The following is a 25,024-nucleotide window of genomic DNA, read 5'->3' as shown; positions in this document are numbered from 1 at the left end:
GCGCTGCACCGACGACGTCATGGCCCGACATGTTGCGACTGGAGCACGATCCGGCTTGTCAGCGCTGACATTCTGCTTTCCAGCGACGAAATGCACCGGGTGCTCGCGGAATACGTCGGCAGAACGATCGACACCGTCGGAGCGGTGTTCGTTGACACGCTCAGCACGAGGGCGTCCGGGCGCCGGCTGGCGGGTCCGGGTCCCAGGCAGTCAGACCGGGGCCGGTGGCCCGCAACCTCAACAGGACGAGGGGGTCACACCCCGGTCGACCCGAACCAGAGGCGGTAGTAGCGCCAGAAGTTGCGGTTGCCGTAGCTCGAGCAGGAGTCCCCCGATCCCTGCATGTTCGCCAGGGCGGCGGCGTTGGGCTGGTAGGGGGTGTAGTTGTACAGCGCCGCGGTGGCCCGGTTGGTGATCGTCACGCTCGACGAGCCGCAGGAGGCGGTGGGGTGGTAGGCGATCTCGTAGGTTCCCCCGGCCCGGAAGCGGAAGGAGGTGGGCTGGGCCCCGTACTGCACGAGCCGGGAGGCGGCGTAGTAGACCTGGGAGGCGAGCCCGGCGTATGTCGGGTCGCAGGGGGACCCGTCGGGGCAGCGGAATCCCATCGCCTTGGAGTACCGGGCGGCTGTGAGGGAGGAGCCGGAGGCGGTGACCAGTCCCTGTTCCTTTTGCAGGATGACGAGCAGGACCCGGGGATTGACCCCGCAGGCTGTGGCGGCCTTCGAGATGATGGTCGCCGCGTCCTCACCGGCCGCCCCCTGGTAGGGGGCGCAGAAGGACGAGGTGAGCGTCGGCGTCGTCATGCGGTAGTCCTTGAGGCACGCGGTCCCGTCGGCGGCGGGGGTGCAGCGGGGGTTCTTCTCGACGAGGAAGGCGCGGACCTGCTCCATGCTCATCGCCCCGGCGTTGAAGAACTCCGCGTCGGAGATGATCGTGCCCGCCGTGAAGGAGGCGCTGCCCCCCTGCCCGCCCGCGGGGGGCGGGGCGGCGCTCGGGGTGGCGCCGGGGTTCGTGGCCGCACCTGTCTGGCAGGTGGTCTCCGCGCGGGCGCCGCGGTAGACCCCGGGGGTGTCGGTGCCGTTGCCGTCCCAGTCCCCCGCGAGCGCCGTGTCGGTCGGGCGCCCGTAGGCGACGACCTGCTGGGCCGGCCCCGAGCGCAGGTCGTTGCGCATGTGCCACTGCGAGCCCCGGCGCACGGCCAGGGTGTCGGTGCCGTTGCCGTCCCAGTCCCCCACGAGGATCTCGTCGGCAGCGCGCCCGTAGCCGAACACGACGTCGGCCGCCCCTGAGCCCAGGGAGTTCTTGAGGTAGAAGACGTTGCCGCGGCGCAGCGCGAGGGTGTCGGTGCCGTTGCCGTCCCAGTCCCCGACGAAGACCTCGTCCCCCGCGCGCCCGTATCCCACGATCGCGTCGGCGGCCCCGCCTGTCAGGGAGTTGCTCAGGTGGTAGACGTTGCCACGGCGCACCGCGGGGGTGTCGGTGCCGTTGCCGTCCCAGTCCCCCACGAGGACCGTGTCGGTCGGGCGCCCGTAGGCCAGGCCGGTGGTCGGCGCGCAGGTGCGGCTCGCGCTCAGGAGCGTGAGGACGCTGGCCCGACGCAGGCCGACGGTGTCCGATCCGTTGCCGTCCCAGTCCCCCACGAGCGCCGTGGCGGGTGAGCCGCCGACGGCGAAGGCGATGTCCGCGCTGCCCGGGCGCCAGGAGTTGGCCAGGTAGAAGGAGCAGCGGTCGCCTGCTGTGCACGCCTCGGCGGCCGAGGCCGGGGCGGGCGCGCCTGCCGGGGCCAGGAGGGTGACGAGGCAGGTGGCGAGCACGGTGAGGACGACCAGGGGGAGGCGACGCATCGGCGTCCTTTCGTCGACGGGCGGGAGGTGGGGGCACCAGCCGCAGACAAAGAACTCCTGTTACTGGTGTGACTCATGGTGTCAGTGGGACACGCTACCGTCCCATCCCGCCTCCGTCAGCCTCGGCCGTGTCACGGTTTCCTCACCGGTTGCCGGTCATCGCGTACCGAGCCGCGCACGAGCGGAATCGCGCTCAAGAGCTCGGGTGGGGTCATGACCTCGCGGGCCGCCTCAGCCGCGGGCGATCATCCTCCCGGTCAGTCGCAGGCGGTGATGCGCCAGATCGTGGCGGTCGGGCTGGAGGCGACCTCCTCCATGCCCTCCTCGGGCCAGTGCGCGAGCTCGGCGTCCCAGCGCACCGGGGCCTCCTCGAGCCCTGAGCCCTGCCGGTCGACGGCCAGGTAGTACTCGGCGCCGAGCCGGTCCAGGAGCTCGCAGGTGCGGCTACCTGGCCCCAGCTCGGGGGCGGTGGCGGCCAGCTCGGCCTCGGCGGTTCCCGTGGTCGGTGCCGACCGGGTGGGGTAGACGACCCTCACCCCTCCCAGGGACCACAGGTAGGAGGTGCCCAGGGACGGCGCCCCGAGGACGACGGCGTCCTCAGGCAGCAGTCCCGAGGCACCCTCGTAGAAGTCGACCTCCTCGGGGGTGATGAGCGTGCCGTAGGCGATCCTGTCGGCGTCGTGGACCGAGGCCCCCAGGGCGATCGTCAGGGGCAGCCTCGCGCCGGCCGCCGCCAGGGCGACGACGAGGAGAGCGGCGGCCGCCCGCCGCCCCGGCCACCGCGTGAGCAGCCGCTGGCAGCCCGCGAGGGCCAGCGGGAGGGCCGCGATGAGCACGAGGGGCTCGATCCGGGACTTCTGGAGGTACCACGGGAAGCCGATCTGCCTGCCCCACCACTGCGGGCCGCCGACGAGGACGACGAGGACGAGGGCGCTCAGCGCGGTGACCGTCCACAGGCGGGTCCCGTCCTGGCGGCCGCGCGCCCCGAGCACAGCCAGGACGAGGAGGACGAGGCCGGCGGGCAGGCCTCGCGAGGCGAGCGGGCCGTACTGGGGCAGGTCGAGCAGGGCCTGTCCGAGGGTCCCCAGGGCGCTTCCTCCCGGTCGGGAGTAGCCGAGCACGGAGGCCAGGGAGGCGCGCATGAGCCAGGCGCCCACCGCAGCGACCAGAAGCACGACGACGGCGACGGCCACAGCTCGCCGTCCTCGCAGGCCGCCTGCGCGCAGGCGGCGCGCCCCGGCCAGGAGCGCTGCGGGCCCCAGGAGCACGGCGAGGTTGAACAGGCCGGTGCCGTGAGCCAGGACGGCGCCTCCCCCGGCACCGAGCAGGAGCAGGCCGGCACGCAGGGCTCCGGTGGTCCGCCCGGCCCCAGCCGCCGGGAGGGTGCGCGCGAGCCGCACCGCCACGACGAGCACGCCGGGCAGGCACAGGACGGACAACGCGTAGGGCCACGCCGCCAAGGAGGTGAGCAGGACGGTGGGCACCGCCACGCACGCCGTGCAGGCCACCGTCGTCACCGCCACCGCCCGGGGCCAGTGAGGGAGCCGCTGCGATCCGGGGCCTCCCAGCACCTCGACGCCGAGCGCGGCGACCCCCAGCGGCCAGCACAACGCGCCGAGGACGACGACAAGGGCGTTGGTCGCCACGACCGGCGCCCCCGGCAGGAGCGCGGCCGTACCGTGCCAGAGCGTCGGGTAGTAGGTCGCGGCGCCCTGGTAGAGCAGGGCAAGGCCCCCGAGGGCCGAGGCGCTGCCCGACTCCCTGACGGCCTGGACGCCGTTGAGGTGGAAGACCGCGTCATAGGCCTGGACCGGCGAGTCCGGTGAGCCCGTTCCGGCGAGCAGCCCCACCCCGACAAGAACCGCGGCGCAGCCCGCCGCCGGAAGTACCCCTGGAGCGGGACCTGCCGTCTCAAGCCCCGCCCACCTGCTGCCGACGAGCACGGCGGGCACGCTGAGCAGCGTGGTCACGGCGGCGACGGCCGCCCAGCCCCAGGGCGCCCAGGTCAGGCCGACCGCCGAGGCGAGGAGCTCGGCGACACCGACCGCCAGGCAGCTCAGGGGCAGCGCCGCACCCGCTGAGGACCAGCCGCGTAGCCCCCAGGCGCGGGCCACGGCCCAGCCCGGGACCGTGAGCAGCACGGCGCCCGTCACCGCGCAGGCGGCCAGCGCCCACCACCCGTTCACGGCCTCGCCGCTCCGAGCGGTCCCACGCTCACTCCTCCCACCCGCAGGCGGTGATGAGCCACAGGGAGTGCGTGCCGTCAGTGGCCACGAGGCGCAGCGCGCCGATGGGGAAGTTCTTGAGCGAGTTGCGCCAGCGGGCGCGTTCCCCGCCCGCGGGTACGCGCCCCTCGGAGCGGTCGGCGTCGAGGTAGAGGTAGTGGGCCCCCAGCCGCCCCAGCGCGGCGCAGACCTCGGGGTCGGTGCGGATCTGGGTGGCGTGCTCCGAGACGTAGAGGCGGTCGGGCTCCGAGTTGCGCCGCAGGCTGGGGAACACGACCTCCGTGCCGGTCAGGGACCAGTAGTAGGCCGAGCCGTTGGTCGGCTCGGACAGGATGATCGCGCCCTCGGGCAGGAGCTCGGCGGAGGACTCGAGGAACTCGCGCTCCCCGGGGGCGAGCATGACCGGCCACACGCTCACCTCGGGCTGGTAGGCGTAGGCGACGACCCGCTCGTGGAGCGGGGCCCGCACCGCGGCGGTGGCCACCGGCACGACGACCGCCACGAGGGCCAGCGCTCCGGCGACCACCCGCCGCCACCGGGCCCCGCCGCGGGGCCCGGTGCGCTCGCGCACGGTCCTGAGGTGGGCGAGCGCCTCCCGCAGGGCGGTCATGGCCAGGACGAGCACCGGGATCTCGAGCAGCGGCAGGATGCGGGACTTCTGCACGTACCAGGGAGTAGCCAGGATGTGCAGGGGGCTGGCGGCCCACACCGAGGCCACGAGCAGCAGCATCGCCAGCGCCGCGGCCAGGACGGCCCAGCGGTGGATCTCACGGCGCACCGACACGACGACCCCGATCATCGCCATGACGGTCAGGAGCGCCGAGCCGACACCCGCGTCGGGGATCCGGTAGATCATGACGTCGTCGCGCAGCGCCTCGACGAAGACGGTGGAGACGACCGCCCGCGAACGGCTGTAGGACAGGAGCATCGACAGCTGGTCCCAGAAGACGTGGGCGCCGGCCACCACGAGCAGGACGAGGGCCGCGCAGGCCCCCAGGACCACGAGACGGGAGTGCGGGGTGCGCCCCCACCATCCCCGCACCGCCTCCATCGAGGCGACGAGGAGGACCGGCGCCCCCAGGATCGCGAGGTTGAAGGCGGCCGCGCCGTGGACGTAGACGAGTCCCATGGCGGCCAGGGCGGCAGCCAGCGCGCCGCCCCACGGGGACTGCGAGCCTCGGCGCAGGTAGAACGCGGGAACCCGGCGGGCGGTCACGATGAGTGCCAGGACACCGGGAAGCAGGCACACCGACCAGCCGTAGGGCCACAGGGTCGTCATCATGACGAAGGGGGCGGTGGCAGCGGTGGAGGCCAGGGTCCCAGCCAGGACCGGCATGCCGTCGAGCACGGTGCGCCTGCCCACGGGGAACAGCGCCGCCAGGAGGGAGGCGCAGCCCAGGGGCCACACGACCGACAGCCCGAGGAGCGCGACGAGGTTGGCGCTGGTGGGGATCGTCCCGGGCAGGATCGCGACGAGGGAGTGCCAGGCGACGGGGTAGTAGTGGATCTCACCCCAGTACATGGGCGCCAGGGCGCCCACCGGGTAGGCGTCGAGCAGGGTGCGCACGTAGGCGGCGGCGTTGAGGTGCCACACGCCGTCGGAGGCCTGCATGGCGGCGTCGATGTCCTGCGCACCGATCATCCACGCCGTGCCCGAGACCAGTGCCGCGAGCCCCAGGGCGATGAGCAGCGGCGGCCAGGGTCGCGGCTGGGGGCCCGGCTGCCTGCCCCGCATCGTCAGGCGACGCAGGGGCAGGGCCGCGCAGGTGAGGACGGCCAGGCCCCCCAGCGCCGTCGTCCGGGTCCAGGGCAGACCCGTCCAGTGGCAGACGACCGCCAGCGCGCCGAGCTCGAGGGCGGCGATGGCGGGGGCCCCCGCCAGGGCCTGGAGGCGCAGAACTCCCAGGCCTCTGAGCAGGACGTAGCCGGGGACGAGAAGGATGGCGAGGAGGACCAGCGCTGCCGTGAGGGCCACCGCTGGTGTCACTCGCCCCCACCGATGGTCAGGCGGGGGGTGCCGGCCCACAGCGCCGGGTCGGTGGCGCGGCGCCCGTCGAGCAGGAGCCGCACACCGGGCAGGTCCGCGGGCGTCAGGCCCGCGTACTCGGCGTGGTCGGCCTGGACGATGACGACGTCGACCGCCTCACCGAGGTGGTAGGGCGTCCAGCCGAAGGCGATGATCTCGGGGTCGGAGTACATCGGGTCCTGGACGAGGACCTCGGCGCCCTTGGCACGCAGGGCGGCCACGGTGGGGAACACCCCGGAGAAGGCCGTCTCCTTGACTCCCCCCCGGTAGGAGGCGCCCAGCACGGCGACCCGCAGGCCCGCCAGGTCCCCCATGACCTGCTCGGCACGCCCGACGACGTAGTCGGGCATCGTGGCGTTGAAGCTCCGGGCCGTGCGCACCACCGACGCCTCGGGGTCGGTCGACAGGTACAGGCGCGGGTAGACCGGGATGCAGTGACCGCCCACAGCGATGCCCGGACGGTGGATGTGGGAGTAGGGCTGGGAGTTGCAGGCCTCGATGACCTTCTCGATGTCGAAGCCCGCCTTGTCGGCGTAGACGGCGAACTGGTTGGCCAGGCCGATATTGACGTCGCGATAGGTCGTCTCGGCGAGCTTGGCCATCTCCGCGGCCTCGGCGGTGCCCATGTCCCACACGCCGTTGGGGCGGGGCAGGTCGGGGCGCGGGTCGAAGTCGAGGACCTGCTCGTAGAAGGCGATGCCTGCCCGCGTCCCGGCCTCGTTGAGGCCGCCGACGAGCTTGGGGTAGCGGCGCAGGTCGGCGAAGACCCGACCGGTCAGGACGCGCTCGGGGCTGAAAACGAGGTGGAAGCCGGTGCCCTCGGCCAGGCCGGAGATCCTCTCGATCATGGGCTTCCAGCGGTTGCGGGTCGTGCCCACGGGCAGGGTGGTCTCGTAGGACACGAGCGTGCCCGCCGTCAGGTGCTCGGCCAGGGAGGCGGTCGCGGCGTCCATCCACGTGAAGTCGGGCTCCCAGGTGGCGTCGTCGACGAAGAGCGGGACGACGAGGACGACCGCGTCCGCGCCGGGGACGGCCTCAGCGTAGTCGGTGGTGGCGCGCAGGGCACCCGTGCCGGTCGCCGGGCTGAGGGCCCGGAGCTTGTCGGCGAGGTGCGCCTCGCCGGGGAAGGGCTCCGTCCCGGCGTTGACCGCCTCGACGGTCGTGGGGTTGATGTCCACCCCGATGACCTCGTGGCCCTTCTCGGCGTACTGGACGGCCAGGGGCAGGCCGATCTTGCCCAGGGCGACGACGGCGATGCGCATGCGCTCTCCTTTGTGAGCAGTGTCCGGAGGGCTTCAGCCTACCGCCTTGCCCCGGCTGGTCAGGAACGGCTCAGACCGTGGTCGGCCCGCCGTCGATGAGGGTGTCGTAGGAGCCGCGCACGACCGACCAGTCCCAGCGGTCCAGGACGTCACGCGCCTGGGCGTCACGGTAGCCGAGGTCGTCGGCCAGCGCGCGGATGCGCTCGGCGGCCTCGGCGGGGGTGCGCACGACCCACTCGGCGGGGAACAGCGCACCGGGCCCGCCCCAGGCTGCGACATCGGGCCAGTCGCGGCACACCGGCAGGGCCCCGGAGGCCACGCCCTGGATGAAGCCCTCGTGGGTGCCCTCCCGGCGGGAGGAGGAGACGATAACGGCCGCGTCCCGCAGGTGCTCAGCGACCGCGTCCGTCTGCCCGGTGACGGTCACGCACTGCCCGAGCCGGTCGATGCGGGCGCGGACCTCGGAGGCCGTCCGTGCCTGGGAGGCGGTGAGCGAGCCCGTCGCGGGGAACTCCGGCCCGATGAGCAGCAGCCGCCAGGAGGGGTCGTCCTGGCGCAGCAGGTCGAGCACGTCCAGGGTCCAGCCGGGGTCCTTGCGAACCGAGCCCCACCCGACCATGGCGATGGTCCTGGCCGCCTGCCCGGTCTTGGGCAGGTGGTAGTCGGTGAGCACCGAGCGGTTGGGCAGGGTCACCCGCTCGAGCTGACAGGGCAGGTCGAGGCTCTCCTCGAGGAGGGCGCGGATCGCCGGGGCGACGGTGAGCAGGACGTCGACGGCCGACCAGTCGATGAGCTGGGGCCAGGGGGTCGAGGCCTCGAAGGAGTGCACGCGCACGATGACGCGCGCCCGGGGCGCCAGGTAGGGGCGCACGAGGCTCATCCACACCGCGGCGGCGGCGCCCCACTCCACGAAGACGGTGTCGGCCCAGGCCAGGTCCTGCGCGACGGCGGCCGGCACCTGGGGCGGAGGGCCCCCGCGGGCGGCGCGCAGGCGCTCGGCCACGAGGCCCTGCCTAGAGGGACGAGCCGGCAGGACCCCGGGGGCTCCCGGGTCCAGGGTGCGCACCTCGTAGCGGGGGTCTGCGCGGTAGTCCTCGACGATGTCGCGCACGAAGTTCCAGTTCGTCATCGAGACGAACAGCACCCTGCGGGGGCGGTCCCGATCCGCTCCCGCGTCCTGTCCTGCGGTCTCGACGGCACCTGCCGGCAGGGCCCCGTCGCCCTCCGGGGCCACGTGGGGGGAGGTGAGCGCGGACCACGCGCGGGAGGCGTGGAGAGCACCGAGGTGGTCGACGGGTTCCTCGGCCAGCGCCGAGGGGGACGAGGAGAAGTGCAGCTCGGGGTGGAACAGCAGGCGCAGGACCGACTCGAGGAGCTCCTCGGTGCGGTGGTCCTCGCCCTCGCACCAGGAGGCGTCCGCCAGGGCGAGGGTGGCCTCGAGCGCGGTGCCCCAACGGCGGGGCTCCTCGGCCGCGTCCAGGCAGACCGCGGCGTCCTCGACGGCCAGGACCGCCTGCTCGGGCCCGGTCAGGCGGGAGGCTGCGGCGGCGAGCAGGCCGCGCGCCCGGCCCGTCGAGCCGCGGTCGGACAGGAAACGGGCACGCCGGGCGACCTCGATGGCGCCGTCCAGGGACCTGCCGCGGCTCCGGGCGAGGGCCAGGCGGCTCAGGGTGAGGGCGACCAGCGCCCTCTCCCCCACGGGTGAGGACGCCGCCCGGGCGAGCATGCCGATGAGTCCTGTGGCCGAACGGGGCATGTTTCCTCCTGTGGTTCAGGAACGGCGGCGGGCGGGCACCATCTTGGTGAGCACCGAGGCCCCCATGAGACGCAGGGGCGCCTCACGGGCGAGGATAGTCAGCGGGCTGCCGGTCAGCAGCGTGGAGGGCCTGCCGTGGCGGCGTCGGGCGGCGCTGAGGGCGATCAGCTCGCCGGCAGGAACCCGTGGGTCGAGGCAGGCCCTCAGCAGCGCGGTCTCAGCCCGTGACAGGACGGAGCCGTAGCCGGGGGCGAAGGCCTCGAGGTGGGCCGAGGTGGCCTGGAGGTCGGCGCGCTCCGGCTCGGTCCACAGCCCCGGGTCGGGACGGTAGTGGACGGCGCCGAACAGGTGGATGCGGGTCATCTTGGCGGCGACCGCGCGCCGCGAGCGCAGGTCGAGGTCGCGGGCCCAGTCCGCGTCGAGCAGGTCGTCGAGGAAGCCGAGCTGCTCGGCGAGGGGCCGCACGACGTAGGTGACCCGGTCCGAGGCGTCCTCACCGATGAGGTAGACCGGTCCGCGGGAGTCGTAGGCGGTGGGGACCGTGGCGAACATGCGGGTCACCATGGCCACGTCCCCTCCCACGGTGGCCCCCTCGACGAGGGACAGCCCCTCGCGGGCGAGCATCGCCACGCTCATGAGGCCCAGGGGTGCCGAGCGGTAGGACAGGCGGTCGGCCACGAGGGAGGCGGCGGCCAGGCCGCGGCCGATGAGCGCCAGACGCAGGGCGAGCGGCCGGGGCAACCGGCTGCGGCGCGGGCCGAGCCCGGCCAGGCACGGTGCGACCAGCCGGCTGGGGCGCGGGGCCGGGGTGGGCACGATCCGTCCGGGGGCGCCCAGGGCCAGGCGGGGGACGATGAACTCGGCACCGGTGGCGCGGGCCAGGCGCAGCCAGGAGGCCACCGCCCCGGGGGCCAGGGAGTCGTCGGAGCCCATGATCGACACCCACGGGGTGCGGGCGGCCCGGATGCCCGCGTTGAAGGGGCCGGAGGCGGAGGGCCGGGGGTCGCGGTGCTCGAGGTAGCGCACGCGGTCGCGGTGGGCGGGGTCGATGGCCTGGGCGATCTCCTCGGCCCGACGGTTGTGGCACACGACCGTCACGCAGGCCTCGGGGTTGCCGTCGAGCACGGAGGCGACGGCGCGGCCCACGGGTCGGGCCGGGTTGTGGCAGGCGATGACGACGTCGACGAGGGCGGCGCCGGGTGCCGGGCGGCCCAGGTCGGTGCGCTCGGTGGTCGGCGGCCCGGGGGGCGGGGTGCTCATGGCCTGCCCTCCCCCGCCGGGCCCGGGCGCACGGGACGGAGCGCCTCGTCGCGCGACCAGGGGCCGGTGCGCGGGGCGAGGGCCTCGCGGTAGGCGCGGTTGTAGCCGGCGGCCACCACCGGCGTCGAGAAGGAGTCGCCGATCGTCGCGGCGATGCTCCGGGCGCTGACCTGGCGTGTTGCGCCGTCAAGCTCGATGACCGCGCGGGCCCAGTCCTCGGGGTCCCGGGAGTCCAGGAGCCGGCCGCTCAGCTCGGTGAGGTACTCGCCCTGGCCGCCGGTGGAGCCCACGACGCAGGGCCTCCCGGCGATGACGGCCTCGGCTGCCGAGACGAAGAAGTTGTCGGCCCGGGTGGGACCGAGGAAGAGGTCCGCCCCGGCCAGGGCCCGGCGGACCCCCGTGGTGTCGAGGGAGCCCGTCAGCGTGATGCGGCCGGCCAGGTCGGGGGCGGCCGCGCGGGCCTCGACCTGGCTGCGCAGGGGGCCCTCCCCCACCCAGGTCAGGTGGGCGTCGACGCCGCGGGAGACGAGAGCGGACACGGTCTCCAGGGCGAGGACGGGGTCCTTGCGCTCGATGAGGCCCCCGACGCCGACCATCCTCAGGGACCCGTCGGCGCGGTCTCGGCGCTCGGCCGGCTCGTAGGGCTCGACGATGCAGGGCACGACCCGTGTCGGCCGCCCTCGTCGCACCGTGCGCACCGGCGCGGCCAGGAAGTCGCACACGGCGGTGGCCACGTCGGGCAGGGCGAGCAGGCGGGAGACCGCCGGCAGGGCCAGGCGCGCCGGAGCCGGCAGCGTCCCGGGGGTGGTCAGGGCCGACCAGTGCTCGGTGTGGACCCAGGGGACCCGGGGCCGGCTCAGGGCCAGGGGCTCCAGGGCGGAGAAGGCCATGGAGTGGACGATCTGGGCGTCCTTGAGGGCGGGGCCCAGGGCGCGGGCCGCGCGGGCCACCGACACCGGGTCGGCCGGACGCATGGGGATGCGCAGCACCTCGACCCCCTCGTGCCGCAGGCGGCGGGTGGCGTCGTCGTCCCCCGGGGGGACGAGGTGGACCACCCGGACCTCGTGGAGGGTCGCGATAGCCGCCAGGTCCCGCACGACGAAGCTGCCCCGGGCAGGGGCCCTCGTCGTGGGGTACCAGGTCGTCACGGCGGTGATCCTCATGAGCCACCCTCCTGCTCGACGGCGGTGTCCTGCGGGGAGGCGGGGACCCGCAGGGACGGGTCGACGGCGGCGGCCCGCTCGTCGAGGGCGCGCACGGCGTCCCACCAGGTGCCGACCTGCTCTTCGGCGCTCAGGGTCCGGGCCGCCCGGTGGGAGGCGGCCTTGCCCGCGGCGACGGCCTCATCGTCCAGGGCGTCGATCGTGCGGGCCAGGGAGGCGGCGGTGAAGTCCTCGGTCACGGCGCCCAGGCTGTGCTCGGTGACGACGCGGGCCATCTCCGGGCTCGGGGAGACGACGACGGCCAGGCGGGCCTGGACGAAGTCGAAGAGCTTGTTGGGCAGGGTGTGGCGGTAGTTGAAGGACACCGGGGGGATCGAGAAGACCCCGACGTCGTAGCCGGCCAGGGTCTCGATCAGCTCGGCGTAGGGGACGGGGTCGATGACCCGCACCCTGCCGGGGGGAAGGTCGGCCGCCTGGGCGCGCAGCGCCTCGATGACGGACGGGTCGTTGCGGGTGAGGTAGAGGTCGAGCGTGGCGTCCCTCGTCGTCAGCCCCATGGCCTCGACCATGATCTCCAGGTGGCGGTCGGGGAGCGCTGCCCCGGAGTGGACGAGGCGCAGCGGTCGGCCCGGGCGGGTCTCCACGGGTGTGGGCTCGCCGCGGCGGTAGGGCGTGGCGTTGGTGACGACCCCCGCCCTCAGCCCGTACTCGCGCTCGTAGGCCTCCGCCAGGCCCTGGGCCACGGTGGTGACCGAGTCGGCGCGGGCCACGTAGGTGCGGCACAGCCAGCGCACGTAGGGGGCCACGAAGAGCCTCCAGCGGGCGACCCCCTCCTTCTGCCTGGGCGCGTACTCGTGGAGGTCGGCGTGGACGCCCCCGGCGGGCCTGAGCCACAGGGCCAGAGGGACGGTCTCGGCGTCGTCGGCCAGGACCGCGTCCCAGGAACCGGGGACGAGGTGCTCACGGCACCACGCGACGACCTCCTGGCCGGCCTGGGCGTCCTCGAATCGGCGGGCGATGAGGGCCGAGCGGTCCAGGCGCCAGGACACGAGCCCGTCGGGGATGCGCACGTGACGGGCCACGCCCTCGGGGGCCTCGCCGTAGCCGCAGGTCGTCACCTCGTGGGTGGGGGTGAGCAGGCGCACCTGCTTGAGGACCCGGGCGTCGGAGACGATCGGGGAGAAGGAGATGATGAGCAGACGCGGCCGGCGCGAGGCCCCGGGGCCGGCGTCCTGGGCGAGGTGGCTGGTCGTCGGTGTCATGCGCGGTCCCCCATAAGTGCCTGGCGGTAGGCGCCCAGGAGCGCCTCGGACTCTCGCTCCCAGGTGAGCGAGGGGGCCGCGGCCCGAGCGGCGGCCCGGTAGCGTCCAGGGTCGGCCAGGATCGTCGCGATGGTCTGGGCCAGCGCACCGGGGTCCTCGCCGTCGAAGACCTCGCCGACCCCCAGCTCCTCGACCACCGCCCGGATGTCGGGCAGGTCGGCGGCCGCCACGGGCAGGCCCGCGCGGATGGACTCGAAGAGCTTGTTGGGCAGGGCGAAGCGGTAGGACAGGCAGGTGGGGCGCACGTGGACCACCGACAGGTCGGCGTCGGCCAGCGCCTGGGCCACCTCGTGCGGCGCCACGGGGCCGACCCGGTGGACGCGGTCGGCGACCCCTGCTCGCCGGACGTCCTCGTCGAGGGCGGCGAGGTAGTCCGGCTCGCCGTATCCGAGCATGACGAGGTGGACGTCCTCAGGCAGCTCGGCCAGGGCGGCGACGGTCTCCTCCAGGCCCCGCGAGGTCGTCAGGCGTCCGCCGTAGGCGATGACGCGGGCCTCCGCTCCCAGGCCGGCCAGCTCGCGCAGCCGTCCTCGGGCGGGGTCGGGTGGCGGGCCCGCCACCGGGATGTTGCGGACGAGCACCGGAGGGGCCGACAGGCGGTAGTGCTCGTCGAGCCACTCCACGATCGAGGGGGAGACGGTCAGGACGGCGTCGGCGCGCTCGATCCCGCGGGTCTCGATGGCGGCCTCGACGCGGGGAGCCACCGGCCGGTCCGGCCGCACGTTGCGGTGGCGCCACAGCTCGTGGGAGTCGTAGACGAGCCGGGCGCCGCAACGGTCGACGACCCACAGGGCGGGGGCCAGGGTGTTGGCGTCGTTGGCGTGGACGACGTCAGGGCTCCAGGCCAGGACGGCTCGGGCGGCCCGCAGCCAGTAGGCCGACAGCGACACCGTCCTGTAGGCGCGCATGGCCGCGTCCGCCCCGGCACGTCCGACGAGGGCTCCTGCGGCGGCCAGGCCCCGCCGCACCGCCCGCGGCCCCCGGGAGGGCTCAGGGGGCGAACCGGCTGGCGAGTTGGGCTGGTCGGCCTGCGCGACCGGGCCGGAGGCGTCGTCGGCGGGCGGGGCCGGGTCCGGCCCCGAGGCGGCGGGTCGGTCACCTCGCATCCGTGCCGTGATCCCGCCCAGGCCGAACTCGCGGAGACGGTTGATGTCGACGCCGTCGGCAACCTCCTCGAGACCGGGCCCGTAGCCGGCGCGCGGCCGCGCCACGGCGAAGATACGCACCGTCGCGCCGGCGGCCCGCAGGGAGGCCGCCTCCTTGAGCACCCGGGTGTCGTTGTGCGCGTCGTTGTAGACGAGCATGGCCACTCGGGGACCACGACCCTGGGAGCGCGGGAGCCTCGGTGTCGTCATGAGCCCTCCTCGGTGCGCTCAACCGGCCCGTCACCGTCCAGGAGCCCGGCCAGGGCCGCCTGCTGGGCGAAGTCGGGGGCGGCGGCGACGACCTCGTCGAAGGTTCCCGCCGCCTCCAGGCGTGCCTCGCGCATGAAGCACACCTGGTCGGAGTGGCGGATCGTGGCCAGGCGGTGGGCCACGACGATCACCGTCACCTCACCGCTCAGCTCGGTGACGGCCCGGGTGACGGCGGCCTCGGTGGCCGTGTCGAGGGCCGAGGTCGCCTCGTCCATGATGAGCACGAGGGGCTCGGCGTACAGGGCCCGGGCGATGCCCAGGCGCTGGCGCTGGCCGCCGGAGAGCTTCATGCCTGACTCCCCGACGGGCTCCCAGATGCCCTCGGGACGCTCCTCGATGATGTCGAGCAGCTGGGCGCGGCGCAGGGCGCGACGTACCCGTTCGACGTCGATCGTGCTCGTGTCCCAGGACAGGGCGACGTTGTGGGCGACCGTCGAGTCGAACAAGGACACCTCCTGGGGAACGTAGCCCACCCGGGAGCGCCACGAGCGCAGGACCTGGCGCAGGTCGGTGCCGTCGATGCGCAGCTGGCCGCTGGTGGGCTCGAGCAGCCCGAGGATGAGGTCGACCAGGGTCGACTTGCCCGAGCCGGAGGCCCCGACAAGGGCCAGGGAGGTTCCGAAGGGCAGGGCCAGGCTCACGGAGTCGACAGCCGGTCGCTCGGCCCCGGGGTAGGTGAAGCTGACCTCGTCGAGCACCAGGGCGCAGGCGTCGTCGGGCAGGTCCTCGCCCGCGGCGACCTCGGCGTGCTGGGCGCGGTTGACGCGACCGTCCTCGATCTCGGCCAGGACCCTCTCGGCGTGGGGGATGTTGGCTCCGGTCTGCCCCATGATCGTCTGGAAGCGGGTGATCGAGGGCACGACCCGGAAGCCGCACACCCCGAACAGCGCCAGGGAGGACAGCGCCTCGTTCATGCCCCCCTGGGCGTAGCCGATCCCCCCGGCCAGGACGAGCCCGCCCACGAGCGCGATCTCGAGCATGTAGCGGGGCACCGCCCCCAGGAAGGACTGGTCGGCGCGGGCCACAGAGGCGCGGCGCCGCTCGGCCAGCACGACGGCCTCGAGCTCGGCGGCCTTGTCCCTCAGGGTGATCTCCTTGAGGGAGTGGACCATCTCGGAGACCAGGCGCACCGCCTTGACCGAGTAGGTGCGGTTGTCGCGCCCCGCTGCCACGGCGCGGCGCAGGACCCACAGGTACATGACGGCGGCCACGAGCACGAAGTACAGGACCGTCACGACCGCCATGAGGGGCCGGGCGACGATGAGGACCGCCATGACCGCGATGAAGGTGCAGACCTCTCCGGCCAGCTGGGTGAAGGGGATGAGCACCCCCGAGACCGTCGAGGCCACTCCGACGTCGGTGGAGCGCACGAGGTCGGTGGAGTGGCGGCGCAGCCGCTCGGACCACGGGGCGTAGAAGAAGGAGTCGAGCAGCTGCGCGCCGAGGTTCTGCTCGAAGTCGGCGAAACGCCGGGTCGACACCCGCTGGATGAAGATCGCCAGGAGGTCCTTGGAGATGATGAGGAGGCAGACGACGGCGAGCAGAGCCGTCATGCCCCCGCCGGCGTCGATCCTGGCCCCCAGGACCGGCACGGTGATCGAGGCGCCCGTCATGAGGGGGGTCATGAGCAGGGCGAGCAGGCCCAGGGCGGCGACGTCGAGCAGGGACAGGGCGGAAAAGAGCCCCGCGAAGGTCAGGATGAACCGCGAGCTGCCGTCGGGCAGCACCCGCAGCAGGGATCGCACGGTGCGCAGCAGCAGACTCACCCGGCGAGTATATCGGCGCACCGGCCCACGAGACCGTGGTGTCCGTGGGCGGTCGCGCACCACCGGGCGGGCCCCGGCGGGCACCGGGCGGGCATGAGGGCAGAAGTCCCCTCCCCTGTGTCCCTGTGGCCCGAACGGCGGCCGCCTACTCTTGACCCCATGAGACCCCTGTACTGGTTCCTGCTCTCCCTTGCTCTTCTCGTCGGCGGCGTCGGGATGATGCTCGTGCCTCACGTCGGGCCCGAGCCGAGCTACACCTGCGTCGAGGAGGGCCAGCCCTCCTCGGGCTTCGCGATCGAGATCGACGGTCAGGAGTGCCTCCTGAGCCCGGGGGACTTCCAGGCCTACTGGCACTATGAGCGCGAGTCCGCCCTGCCGGTGCGACGTGCGGGCCTGGGCCTGTTCGTCGTCGGCCTGGGCCTGGGCGTGACGGGGATCGTCTCGGCCGCGCGGCGCAGCAGGCGCTCCGCCTCCGCGGCTCCTGCCGCAGCCTGAGCCCTTGCCGCGACAGGAGCTCTTGCCGCGGTCGCTCCACGAGCTCGACGTCGACGCGCGCAGCCTGTCGGACCTCGATCGACACCCCCCACTCCCTCCCGCCTCCCTCCCGCCTCCCTCCCGCCTCCCTCCCGCGAGATCGGGACTAATGACACCTCGAGATCGGGACATATGACACCTCGAGATCGGGGGAAGTGGGACGATTGCCTGTGGTGGATGCCGTGGTGGTTGTGTCGGGTTGAGCGTCGTGCGGGTGCCTGCGGACGGTTCTGCTCCCCGCCCCGGCTTCGGGTCTGGCGGGAGGGTGCTGATCTCGTGCTGGGCCCGGTCGTCGGCATGGCGGGACTGGTCGACAGGGCCGCACTCGGGCGGGGCTGTCGGTCCTCACGGCTCGGGCGTCCGGGTGCGAAGGTTCACACCCACCCTTGACGTGATGCACATAACAGCGACCCTGTTGTCAGGGCGCCCCAGCGAAGAACGGCGTCATCCCGTCGACCTACCAGCCAGGACCTCGAGGCAGAGCCGGCGACGGAGGCCCGATATGTGCATCGGGGCCCCCGACGCACATGAGCGCACGTGCCACCTGCTACAAAACGATCATTCAACGTTGGAATCACAGGCATCCACCTCGACGGTCAGGATGGTTGATGTGTGAAACACCTCCCGGGGTCTGGTGGGCACACCGGCCCGGGGGCGCCACCAGGTCAGCAAGGCCGGGACGTGGCGGAGCGGGGATCCTCAACCCACCAGCCCGTTGACGACGGTGACCTGACTGCACGCTGCGAAGGCATCCCCCGAGCCACCCGGCCGTCCCCGACGGGGCGCGCCACCGGGCAGCACATGCCCAGGCGTGCCACTTCCCCCGATCTCGAGGTGTCATTAGTCTCGATCTCGAGGTGTCATATGTCCCGATCTCGGGGTGGGTGGTCATCATCTAGGCTGCGGGCATGCGCGTTGTGTCCGTCGTCGGTGCCCGTCCGCAGTTCGTCAAGCTGGCGCCGGTAGACGCCGCCCTGCGGGAGGCGGGCGCCGAGCACGTCATCGTCCACACCGGCCAGCACTACGACCCCATGCTCTCCGAGGTCTTCTTCGCCGACCTGGGGATCGCGGCCCCTGAGGTCCACATGGGCGTGGGATCGGGCAGCCACGGGGCACAGACCGGCGCGATGCTCGCGGCCATGGACGAGGTCCTGGCCGAGCGTCGACCGGACTGGGTGCTTGTCTACGGCGACACGAACTCCACGCTGGCCGGCGCCGTCTCGGCGGTCAAGCTCCACCTCCCGGTGGCCCACCTCGAGGCGGGCCTGCGCTCCTTCAACCGGGCGATGCCCGAGGAGATCAACCGGGTCCTGACCGACCACGCCTGCGACCTCCTGCTCGCTCCGACGGAGGTGGCCGCAGGGCACCTGGCCGCCGAGGGGCTCGCCTCGCGCACGGTCGTCGTCGGCGACGTCATGACCGACGTGCTCCTGTCGGTGCGCGACGCCGTGGCCGGGTCCCCCTCACCCGTCACGGTCGACCTCGGGCTGGGGGCGGGCGGCTACTACCTGGCCACGATCCACCGGGCGGAGAACACCGACGACGCCGCACGGCTGGCGCAGGTGCTCGACTCGCTGGCCGGGCTCGACCACCCGGTGGTGCTCCTGGCCCATCCGCGGCTCGTGGCCAGGTGCCGGGAGCACCGCATCGCCCTGGAGGACCGCGGTGCCCTGCGGATCCACCCGCCCCTGCCCTACCCCGGACTCATCGCGGCGGCGCTGGGCTCGCGCGGGGTGGTCACCGACTCCGGCGGGCTGCAGAAGGAGGCCTTCCTCCTGCGCGTACCGTGCACGACGGTGCGTCCGCAGACCGAGTGGGTCGAGACGGTGGACCTGGGGTGGAACGTGCTCGTCGAGCCCGGCCCGGGTCTTGTGGCCGCGGCCTCACGCCCGCGTCCCGTCGAGCCCCCGGAGGCTCTGGCTCATCCCTACGGCGACGGCCACGCCGCCCAACGCGTCGCCCTGGTGCTCGCCGAGCGCGCTGGGCACGAAGGCCGCTGAGACCACCGGGCCGGCGCGCCTGGCACTGATCCTCCCGCATCCGGCTCAGGCGGCCTCAGCCCTCCTCCGGCGGCACGGCCCGGCCGCGTGCCAGGCCGTCCCGGTCCTGGGCGTCCCCCAGCCCGGCTCAGCCCAGGTCCTTAAGGAGCACCTGCGCGGCGCGGTCAGTGGCGGCCCCCATCGAGCGCTCGGCCAGGACCCAGTCCCGCAGGCGCGCACGGGCGGCCTCAAGGACCTCTGGCCCCGCGGCCTCGGCCGCCTCCCGCTCGGCGAGGACCTCGAGCATCGCGGCCGCCACCTGGGCGGGGTCGAGGTCGCAGGCCCGCCCGAGGCCCGCCGCCGGGATGTCGGCGCGGGCCGGGCCGGGGCCGGCGTAGACGACAGGCGTCCCGCAGGCCAGGGCGGCAAAGATCTTCGTGGGGTAGGCGAAGTCGTAGCCCAGCCCGGGGCGGATCGAGACCACCGACCCCACGGCCCCGCGCTGCCAGGCGGCGGCCTCCTCGGCAGGGACCGTGGCCCGCAGGCAGATCCGGGGGTCTGCGTCGGCGAGCGCCTCGAGGTGGTCCCAGTCGCTGCCCTGCCCGAGGTAGACGAGCTCGACGTCGGGCCGCTCGGCGTGGACCAGGCGCAGCGCCTCAATGAAGACCCCGGCACCCTGCCACTCCGAGGCGGTGCCGGCGTAGAGGAAGTAGGGGGCCCGGGGAGCCGCCGGGGCGGTCGGCCCGGAGCTCGTGAAGGTCTCGGTGTCGATGCCGTTGGGCACGACGGTCACGCGCCGTGCGCCCAGCTCGGTGACGCGCTCGCCCACCCCCTGGCTGACGGCCAGCACGTGCGCCGCCCCGCCGAGCACCGCGGACTCGACCACCCGCAGCGCGCCGACCACCCAGCCCGGAGCCCCGGTCGAGCCGGCGGCGTCGGACCACACGTCGGCGGCGTAGTAGGCGTAGGGCAGCCCGCGCAGGGCGCACACCGCCCGCACGGCCGCGCCGGTGGTCGGCGGGGGCTCGGCGAGGACGAGGCGGGGCCGGGGCGCCGCGAGCAGCCGCGCCACCAGCGGGAGGTCGAAGCTGAGGTAGGAGGCGTAGCCGCGGATGTAGCCCGTGTCGTCGCGCAGCGCGGGAGCCGAGCGGACCGCCACCCCGGGGTCGGCCGGCGCCCGGAGCCCTGGGGGAAGCGAGGTCAGGACCGTCACCGGCTCCCCGCGCCGTGCCAGGGAGCGGGCCAGGGAGCGCAGGCGCAGCGCCGCGGCGGCCGGCTCGGGCGCGTAGAGGCGTGAGGCGATGACGACGCCCCTGCCCCGCGCGCGCCGTGCGCGGCGGGTCACCGCCGCGAGGGCGCCGACGGCGGCCCCCGCCGCCACGACCCCCAGCGCGCCGACAGGGGTCACCCGTCCGAGGACCGCGCGACCCACGGCGCCGCCACCGGTCGGGCCGGCCACGGAGCGTCCCGCGCGGGCCGCCGGGACCGCCCTGAGCCTCACAGCGAGACCGTCTGCCCGCTGGCGGCCGAGGCCAGGACGGCGTCGATGACCTCGAGCGTGGCCGCGCCCTCGGCCATCGTGACGATCCGCGAGGGGTCCCCGCGCAGTGCGTCGCGGAAGTTCTCCTGCTCCAGGGCCAGCGGCTCGCGCTTGGGGATGGCGTAGCGGATGACGTCTCCCTCGGTCACCCCCCGGAAGTTGGCGATCTGGTCCCAGGTCGAGGCCACCGTCCCGTTGGCGTGGAAGGTGAGGTCGCCGGTGAGGGTGTCGGCGACGAAGGCCCCCTTCTCACCGGTGACGATCGTGACCCGCTCCTTGAAGGGGGTGAGCCAGTTGACGGTGTGGTTGACGATGACGCCGTTGGCCAGCAGGCCGGTGGCGACGACCATGTCCTCGTTGTCCCTGCCTGATCGGTGCGTCACCTGGGCGCTGATCGATCGGTAGGGGGAGCCGGCCACCCACGCGGTCAGGTCGATGTCGTGGGTCGCGAGGTCCTTGACCACCCCGACGTCGCTGATGCGTGCCGGGAAGGGGCCCTGGCGGCGGGTGAGGACCTGGTAGACCTGCCCGAGCTCGCCGGCGTCGAGGCGCTCGCGCAGGGCCCTGAGGGCCGGGTTGCAGCGCTCGACGTAGCCCACCGCACCGACCAGGCCCCGGTCGGAGAAGGCCTCGGCCACGCGGCGGCCCGCCTCGGCCGAGTCGGCGATGGGCTTCTCGACCATGGTCGGCACCCCGGCCTCGGCCAGGGCGAGTGCGACCTGCTCGTGGTAGACGGTGGGGACGGCCACCATCGCGGCGTCGATACCGGCCTCGATGAGGGCGTGGACGTCGCCGAGAACCGGCAGGTGCCCGGCGACCCCGAAGCGGTCGCCGCCGGGGTCGGCCACGGCGACGAGCTCGAAGCCCTCGGTGGCGCGGATGACACGGGCGTGGTGGCGCCCCATCGAGCCCAGGCCGATGAGGCCGACGCGCAGGTTCCCGCTCATCTCAGGCACCCGCCTTGACCGTGGCCGTCACGGCCTCGACGACCCGGTCGAGGTCGGCCTGGCTCAGCGAGGGGTGGACCGGCAGCGACAGGCACTCCCGGGCGGCCTTCTCGGTGCCCGGCAGGTCCAGTCCCGGGGCGTAGGGGGCCAGGGAGGCCAGACGGTGGTTGGGGATGGGGTAGTAGACCCCGGAGCCGACCTGCCACTCCTCGCGCAGGGCGGCCTGGACCGCGTCGCGCTCGGTGCTCGTGGCCCCCTCGAGACGGATCGTGTACTGGTGGTAGACGTGGGTGAAGCCCTCGGGCACGTGGGGGGTGACGACCCCGGGAACCTGACCCAGGCCCGCGTCGAGGACCGCGGCGTTGGCCTGGCGCTGCTCGGTCCAGGTGGCCAGCCTCGTGAGCTGGACGCGCCCGACGGCCGCCGCGACGTCGGTCATGCGGTTGTTGAAGCCGACGAGCTCGTTGGCGTACTGCGCCTCCATCCCCTGGTTGCGCAGGAGTCGGACCCGGCGGGCCAGCTCGGGGTCGGAGGTGGTGACCATGCCACCTTCCAGGGAGGTCATGTTCTTGGTGGGGTAGAAGGAGAAGGAGCCCCAGGCGCCGAAGGCCCCCACCGGCGTCGAGCCGATGGCGGCGCCGTGCGCCTGGGCGCAGTCCTCGAAGACCGCCAGGCCGTGGCGCCGGGCGACCTGCCCGATCGCGTCCATGTCGGCGGGCAGCCCGTAGAGGTGGACGACCTCGATCGCGGCGGTCCGCTCGGTGACGGCCGCCTCGACCGAGGCGGAGTCGAGGGTGAAGGTGACCGGGTCGATGTCGGCGAAGACCGGGGTGGCACCGGCCGCGGCCACCGAGTTCCCGGTGGCCGCGAAGGTGAAGGAGGGCACGATGACCTCGGCGCCCTCGGGCAGCTGGGAGGCCACGGTCGCCAGGTGCTGGGCCGAGGTCCCGGAGTTGACGGCCACGCTCAGCGCGCCGGGGACGACCTGGGCGGAGAACTCCTCCTCGAAGGCCGCCACCTGCGGGCCCTGGACCACCATGCCCGAGGCGATGACGGCGTCGACGGCGGCGCGCTCCTCGGCACCGATGATCGGCTTGGCTGCGGGAATGAACTCGCGTGACATCAGTGGCTGACCTCTCGGATCGTGTTGTCGGACTCTTCGTAGACGGTACCGGTGACCGGGCAGGTCCACCGCGGGGCCCCCTGCGGGGACGGGTCAGCGGGCTCCAGCGGCCTGCCGGCGCGTCCCACCCAGCCGACTCGGCGGGCCGGGACACCGGCGACGAGGGCGTGAGCCGGCACGTCCCGGGTCACGACGGCGCCCGCGGCCACCGTCGACCACGCACCGATCCTCACCGGCGCCACGCACACGGCGCGAGCCCCGATCGAGGCGCCCGCCTCGATGGTGACCCCGACCGGCTCCCAGTCCTCGGCGGACTTCAGGGTCCCGTCGGGGTTGACCGCCCGAGGGAAGTGGTCGTTGGTCAGGGTGACCGCCGGGCCGATGAAGACGCCGTCTCCCAGGACGGCGGGCTCGTAGACCAGGGCGTAGTTCTGCACCTTGCAATGGCGCCCCATGCGCACGCCCTCACCGATGTAGGCACCGCGCCCCACGACGCAGCCCTCCCCCAGCACGGCGTGCTCACGCACCTGGGCCAGGTGCCAGATCGAGCTGCCGTCACCGATGACGGCCTCCTTCGAGACGTCCGCGCTCGGCGCGACACGGGGCGGTCCTGCTGGCTCCATCGGTGCTCCTTCGTCGTGGCGGAAGGGTCTGGGGGGCGCCGTACGAGCGCGCACCTTGCCCCATCCTAAGCCGCAGCGCGTGCGAGAATGCACGCGTGGCTACCGCAGACGGCACTCCTCCCCCGGGCGACCAGCAGGTGACAGACGCCTGGCTCGTCGTCCCGCTGTACAACGAGGCCCAGGTCGTCCGCGGTGTCATCGAGGAGGCCCGGAAGGTCTTCCCCCTCGTGGTCGCCGTCGACGACGGGTCGGACGACTCCTCGGCCGCCGAGGCGGCCGCGGCGGGGGCCGTCGTCGTGCGCCACCCCATCAACCTCGGCCAGGGGGCCGCCCTGCAGACCGGCATCACCTACGTCCTGGAGCGCACCGAGGCGGCGTACCTCGTCACCTTCGACGCCGACGGCCAGCACTCGGTGGCTGACGCCGCCGCCATGGTGGCCGCCGCCCGCCAGGAGGACCTGGCGATCGTGCTCGGCTCACGGTTCCTCGAGGGCCCCTCCCCCGTGGGCTGGCTCAAGCGGCTCGTGCTCAAGACCGCCGCCGCCGTCGCCTCGCGCACCACCGGGATGCGCCTGACCGACGCGCACAACGGCCTGCGCCTCATCCGCCGTGACGCGGCCACCGCCCTGGACCTGCGCCAGAACAGGATGGCGCACGCCTCCGAGATCGTCCGCCAGCTGGGGGCCACCGGCCTGCCCTGGCGCGAGATGCCGGTGCGCATCGTCTACACCGAGTACTCCAGGGCCAAGGGCCAGTCGCTGTGGAACTCGGTCAACATCCTCGTCGACCTGCTGTTCTCCTGAAGGGGCGAGCGCCGTGAGCTCTCAGATCATCATCCAGACCGTCCTCATCACCGTCATCGCCGCGGTGGGGTGGATGATGCTGCGCTCGCCGGGGGGCGCGCGCCACCAGGCCGGTCGACGGCTCGTGACCCTGGCCTTCGTCCTGTTCGCCGTCGTCGCCGTCTCGGTCCCCTCCCTGACGACGACAGTGGCCCACATGGTCGGGGTCGGACGCGGCGCCGACCTGCTCCTGTACGCCCTCGTGGCGGCCTTCCTCGTCCAGCTCCTGTCGTCCTTCCGCAGGTACGCCGCCCAGGAGCGCCAGATCACCCGGCTCGCGCGCCGCATCGCGCTCGACAACGCCCCCGAGCCGCCCGGCGGGCGGACCGGCCGGTAGCCGAGAAAAGACCGTGGCTCGCAGCTTTTGACCTCCGCCTGCACGAGTCGGGACGACGGACCGCGCCATCGTGCCGATTCCCGGCATGCCCGGTCTCCGGTCGGGTGAGAAGTCGCGAGCCACGGTCACCTGCGCGGGGCTCCCGTGCTCCGGCGGGGGTCAGGCCCCCGTCGCGAGGCGCGCACCTCGAGCTCCTCTCGCAGTCGCAGCCCCGCCCCCACCGACCAGCGCAGCGGCGCCTGCCACGGGGCGGGGTGGGTACGGCCGATGTACCGGCGCGCGGAGTCGTGGTGGGCGCGGATCATCCTCTCGGGGCGGGCCTTCCAGCTCGCGCCCTGCTCGTGGACGACCTCGGCCTCGGTGACCTGGAGGTTGAGCCAGCCGGCGCGCCCGACCCTCGCCCCGAGGTCGACGTCCTCGAAGAACATGAAGTAGTCGTCGTCGAAGCCCTCCAGGGCGCGCCACGCCGCAGCCGGCAGGAGCAGGCAGGCCCCCGAGAGCCAGCCCACCGTGCGCACGCCGCCGTCGTCGGTGCCGTGGTAGGCGCTCGTGAAGGGGTTGGAGGGCCAGACCCGCCCGAGCACGGCGTGCCCCGCCCCGCCGACCAGGGAGGGCAGCGCACGGCCTGAGGGGTAGATCGTGCCGTCGGGGTTGAGGAGCCGAGGACCCAGGCAGCCGGCACGAGGGTGGGCGCGGCCAGCGTCGATGAGCCGGTCGAGGCTGCCCGGTCGCCAGACGATGTCCGGGTTGGCCACGACGACCCAGTCCTCCTCGAGGTCCTGCGCCGCGAGGTTGGCGCCTCCGCCGTAGCCGCGGTTGACGCCGTCGCCGACCACCCGGGCACCGTGGGCCGCGGCCAGGCGCTCGACCACCTCGTGCTCCTCGCCGTTGTCGGCGATGACGACCGTCACCGGCCGGGAGGTCGCCTCGCCCAGCGAGGTGAGGAAGCGGTCGAGCTCCTCACCGGGGTTGTAGGCGACTGTGACAACTCTCACCGTGTCGGGGTCGCTCGCGGGACCCGGCTCATCGCGGTCCGGCTCTGGCGTCGTGTGCCTCATGC

19 protein-coding genes are annotated in these 25,024 nt (G+C 73.8%); 4 read left to right on the top strand and 15 right to left on the bottom strand.

All coding sequences use genetic code 11. The annotated features are described in order from the left end of the window. Nucleotides 1–254 precede the first annotated feature (254 nt). From EL245_RS11665 to EL245_RS11620, 10 genes are all read right to left on the bottom strand, one after another. Nucleotides 255–1,844: a hypothetical protein gene (locus EL245_RS11665; protein ID WP_126383336.1), complete on the bottom strand. Its 1,590-nt coding sequence runs from the start codon at nucleotides 1,842–1,844 to the stop codon at nucleotides 255–257. Between the two features lie 257 nt (nucleotides 1,845–2,101). Then, entirely contained in the window at nucleotides 2,102–4,030 is a 1,929-nt protein-coding gene (locus EL245_RS11660) for a DUF6541 family protein (protein WP_232009759.1), read from the bottom strand. Nucleotides 4,031–4,058: 28 nt separating this feature from the next. Further along, complete coding sequence (locus EL245_RS11655) at nucleotides 4,059–6,044, bottom strand: DUF6541 family protein (protein ID WP_232009758.1); 1,986 nt, start codon at nucleotides 6,042–6,044, stop codon at nucleotides 4,059–4,061. 8 nt (nucleotides 6,045–6,052) lie between these two features. Beyond that, nucleotides 6,053–7,357, bottom strand: a complete 1,305-nt coding sequence (locus EL245_RS11650) for a nucleotide sugar dehydrogenase (protein ID WP_126383332.1) — start codon at nucleotides 7,355–7,357, stop codon at nucleotides 6,053–6,055. 70 nt (nucleotides 7,358–7,427) lie between these two features. Then, nucleotides 7,428–9,113: a glycosyltransferase gene (locus tag EL245_RS11645; protein ID WP_126383330.1), complete on the bottom strand. Its 1,686-nt coding sequence runs from the start codon at nucleotides 9,111–9,113 to the stop codon at nucleotides 7,428–7,430. A 15-nt stretch (nucleotides 9,114–9,128) separates the two neighbouring features. After that, on the bottom strand, nucleotides 9,129–10,373 hold the full coding sequence (locus tag EL245_RS11640; RefSeq protein WP_126383328.1) for a glycosyltransferase family A protein: 1,245 nt from the start codon (nucleotides 10,371–10,373) through the stop codon (nucleotides 9,129–9,131). After that, entirely contained in the window at nucleotides 10,370–11,536 is a 1,167-nt protein-coding gene (locus EL245_RS11635) for a glycosyltransferase family 4 protein (RefSeq protein ID WP_126383326.1), read from the bottom strand. The genes EL245_RS11640 and EL245_RS11635 overlap by 4 nt, the downstream gene beginning before the upstream one ends. Beyond that, nucleotides 11,533–12,798 (bottom strand): glycosyltransferase family protein, encoded by a 1,266-nt coding sequence (locus EL245_RS11630; RefSeq protein ID WP_197719412.1) that lies wholly within the window; start codon nucleotides 12,796–12,798, stop codon nucleotides 11,533–11,535. The genes EL245_RS11635 and EL245_RS11630 overlap by 4 nt, the downstream gene beginning before the upstream one ends. Beyond that, nucleotides 12,795–14,213 carry a glycosyltransferase gene (locus tag EL245_RS11625; RefSeq protein WP_126383324.1) on the bottom strand — a complete coding sequence of 473 codons (1,419 nt, stop codon included), beginning with the start codon at nucleotides 14,211–14,213 and terminating at the stop codon, nucleotides 12,795–12,797. Before EL245_RS11625 ends, EL245_RS11630 begins: the two co-directional genes overlap by 4 nt. Beyond that, nucleotides 14,210–16,039 carry an ABC transporter ATP-binding protein gene (locus EL245_RS11620; protein WP_126383322.1) on the bottom strand — a complete coding sequence of 610 codons (1,830 nt, stop codon included), beginning with the start codon at nucleotides 16,037–16,039 and terminating at the stop codon, nucleotides 14,210–14,212. Before EL245_RS11620 ends, EL245_RS11625 begins: the two co-directional genes overlap by 4 nt. Before the next feature lie 159 nt (nucleotides 16,040–16,198). Between EL245_RS11620 and EL245_RS11615 the strand changes: the two genes are divergently transcribed. Together EL245_RS11615 and wecB are read left to right on the top strand one after the other, a co-directional pair. Then, entirely contained in the window at nucleotides 16,199–16,534 is a 336-nt protein-coding gene (locus EL245_RS11615) for a hypothetical protein (RefSeq protein WP_126383320.1), read from the top strand. A gap of 947 nt (nucleotides 16,535–17,481) precedes the next feature. Continuing rightward, nucleotides 17,482–18,573: a non-hydrolyzing UDP-N-acetylglucosamine 2-epimerase gene (gene wecB, locus EL245_RS11610; RefSeq protein WP_126383318.1), complete on the top strand. Its 1,092-nt coding sequence runs from the start codon at nucleotides 17,482–17,484 to the stop codon at nucleotides 18,571–18,573. A gap of 127 nt (nucleotides 18,574–18,700) precedes the next feature. On the opposite strand, the gene EL245_RS11605 is transcribed toward wecB, so the two are convergent. The 4 genes from EL245_RS11605 to EL245_RS11590 are packed head-to-tail and all read right to left on the bottom strand — an operon-like array spanning nucleotide 18,701 to nucleotide 22,785. Next, nucleotides 18,701–20,053, bottom strand: coding sequence for a glycosyltransferase family 4 protein (locus tag EL245_RS11605; protein WP_232009757.1), 1,353 nt, complete (start codon nucleotides 20,051–20,053; stop codon nucleotides 18,701–18,703). Then, nucleotides 20,050–21,039, bottom strand: a complete 990-nt coding sequence (locus tag EL245_RS11600; RefSeq protein ID WP_126383316.1) for a Gfo/Idh/MocA family protein — start codon at nucleotides 21,037–21,039, stop codon at nucleotides 20,050–20,052. Before EL245_RS11600 ends, EL245_RS11605 begins: the two co-directional genes overlap by 4 nt. Before the next feature lies 1 nt (nucleotide 21,040). Further along, complete coding sequence (locus EL245_RS11595) at nucleotides 21,041–22,162, bottom strand: DegT/DnrJ/EryC1/StrS family aminotransferase (protein WP_126383314.1); 1,122 nt, start codon at nucleotides 22,160–22,162, stop codon at nucleotides 21,041–21,043. After that, nucleotides 22,162–22,785 (bottom strand): acyltransferase, encoded by a 624-nt coding sequence (locus tag EL245_RS11590; protein WP_126383312.1) that lies wholly within the window; start codon nucleotides 22,783–22,785, stop codon nucleotides 22,162–22,164. Before EL245_RS11590 ends, EL245_RS11595 begins: the two co-directional genes overlap by 1 nt. Before the next feature lie 95 nt (nucleotides 22,786–22,880). Between EL245_RS11590 and EL245_RS11585 the strand changes: the two genes are divergently transcribed. Next, entirely contained in the window at nucleotides 22,881–23,588 is a 708-nt protein-coding gene (locus EL245_RS11585) for a glycosyltransferase family 2 protein (protein ID WP_126383310.1), read from the top strand. Nucleotides 23,589–23,601: 13 nt separating this feature from the next. Beyond that, nucleotides 23,602–23,964, top strand: coding sequence for a DUF2304 domain-containing protein (locus EL245_RS11580; protein ID WP_126383308.1), 363 nt, complete (start codon nucleotides 23,602–23,604; stop codon nucleotides 23,962–23,964). A gap of 125 nt (nucleotides 23,965–24,089) precedes the next feature. Here the strand turns inward: EL245_RS11580 and EL245_RS11575 are convergent, their stop codons facing one another. Further along, the gene (locus tag EL245_RS11575) at nucleotides 24,090–24,959 is read right to left on the bottom strand and encodes a glycosyltransferase family 2 protein (RefSeq protein WP_232009756.1); all 870 of its coding nucleotides are present in this window, start codon (nucleotides 24,957–24,959) and stop codon (nucleotides 24,090–24,092) included. Between the last annotated feature and the right edge of the window lie 65 nt (nucleotides 24,960–25,024).

The organism is Actinomyces howellii, from assembly GCF_900637165.1.
Taxonomy (GTDB): Bacteria; Actinomycetota; Actinomycetes; order Actinomycetales; family Actinomycetaceae; genus Actinomyces; species Actinomyces howellii.
The sequence above is the reverse complement of the archived record's forward strand: the minus strand, read 5'-3'. Positions and strand labels throughout refer to the sequence as shown.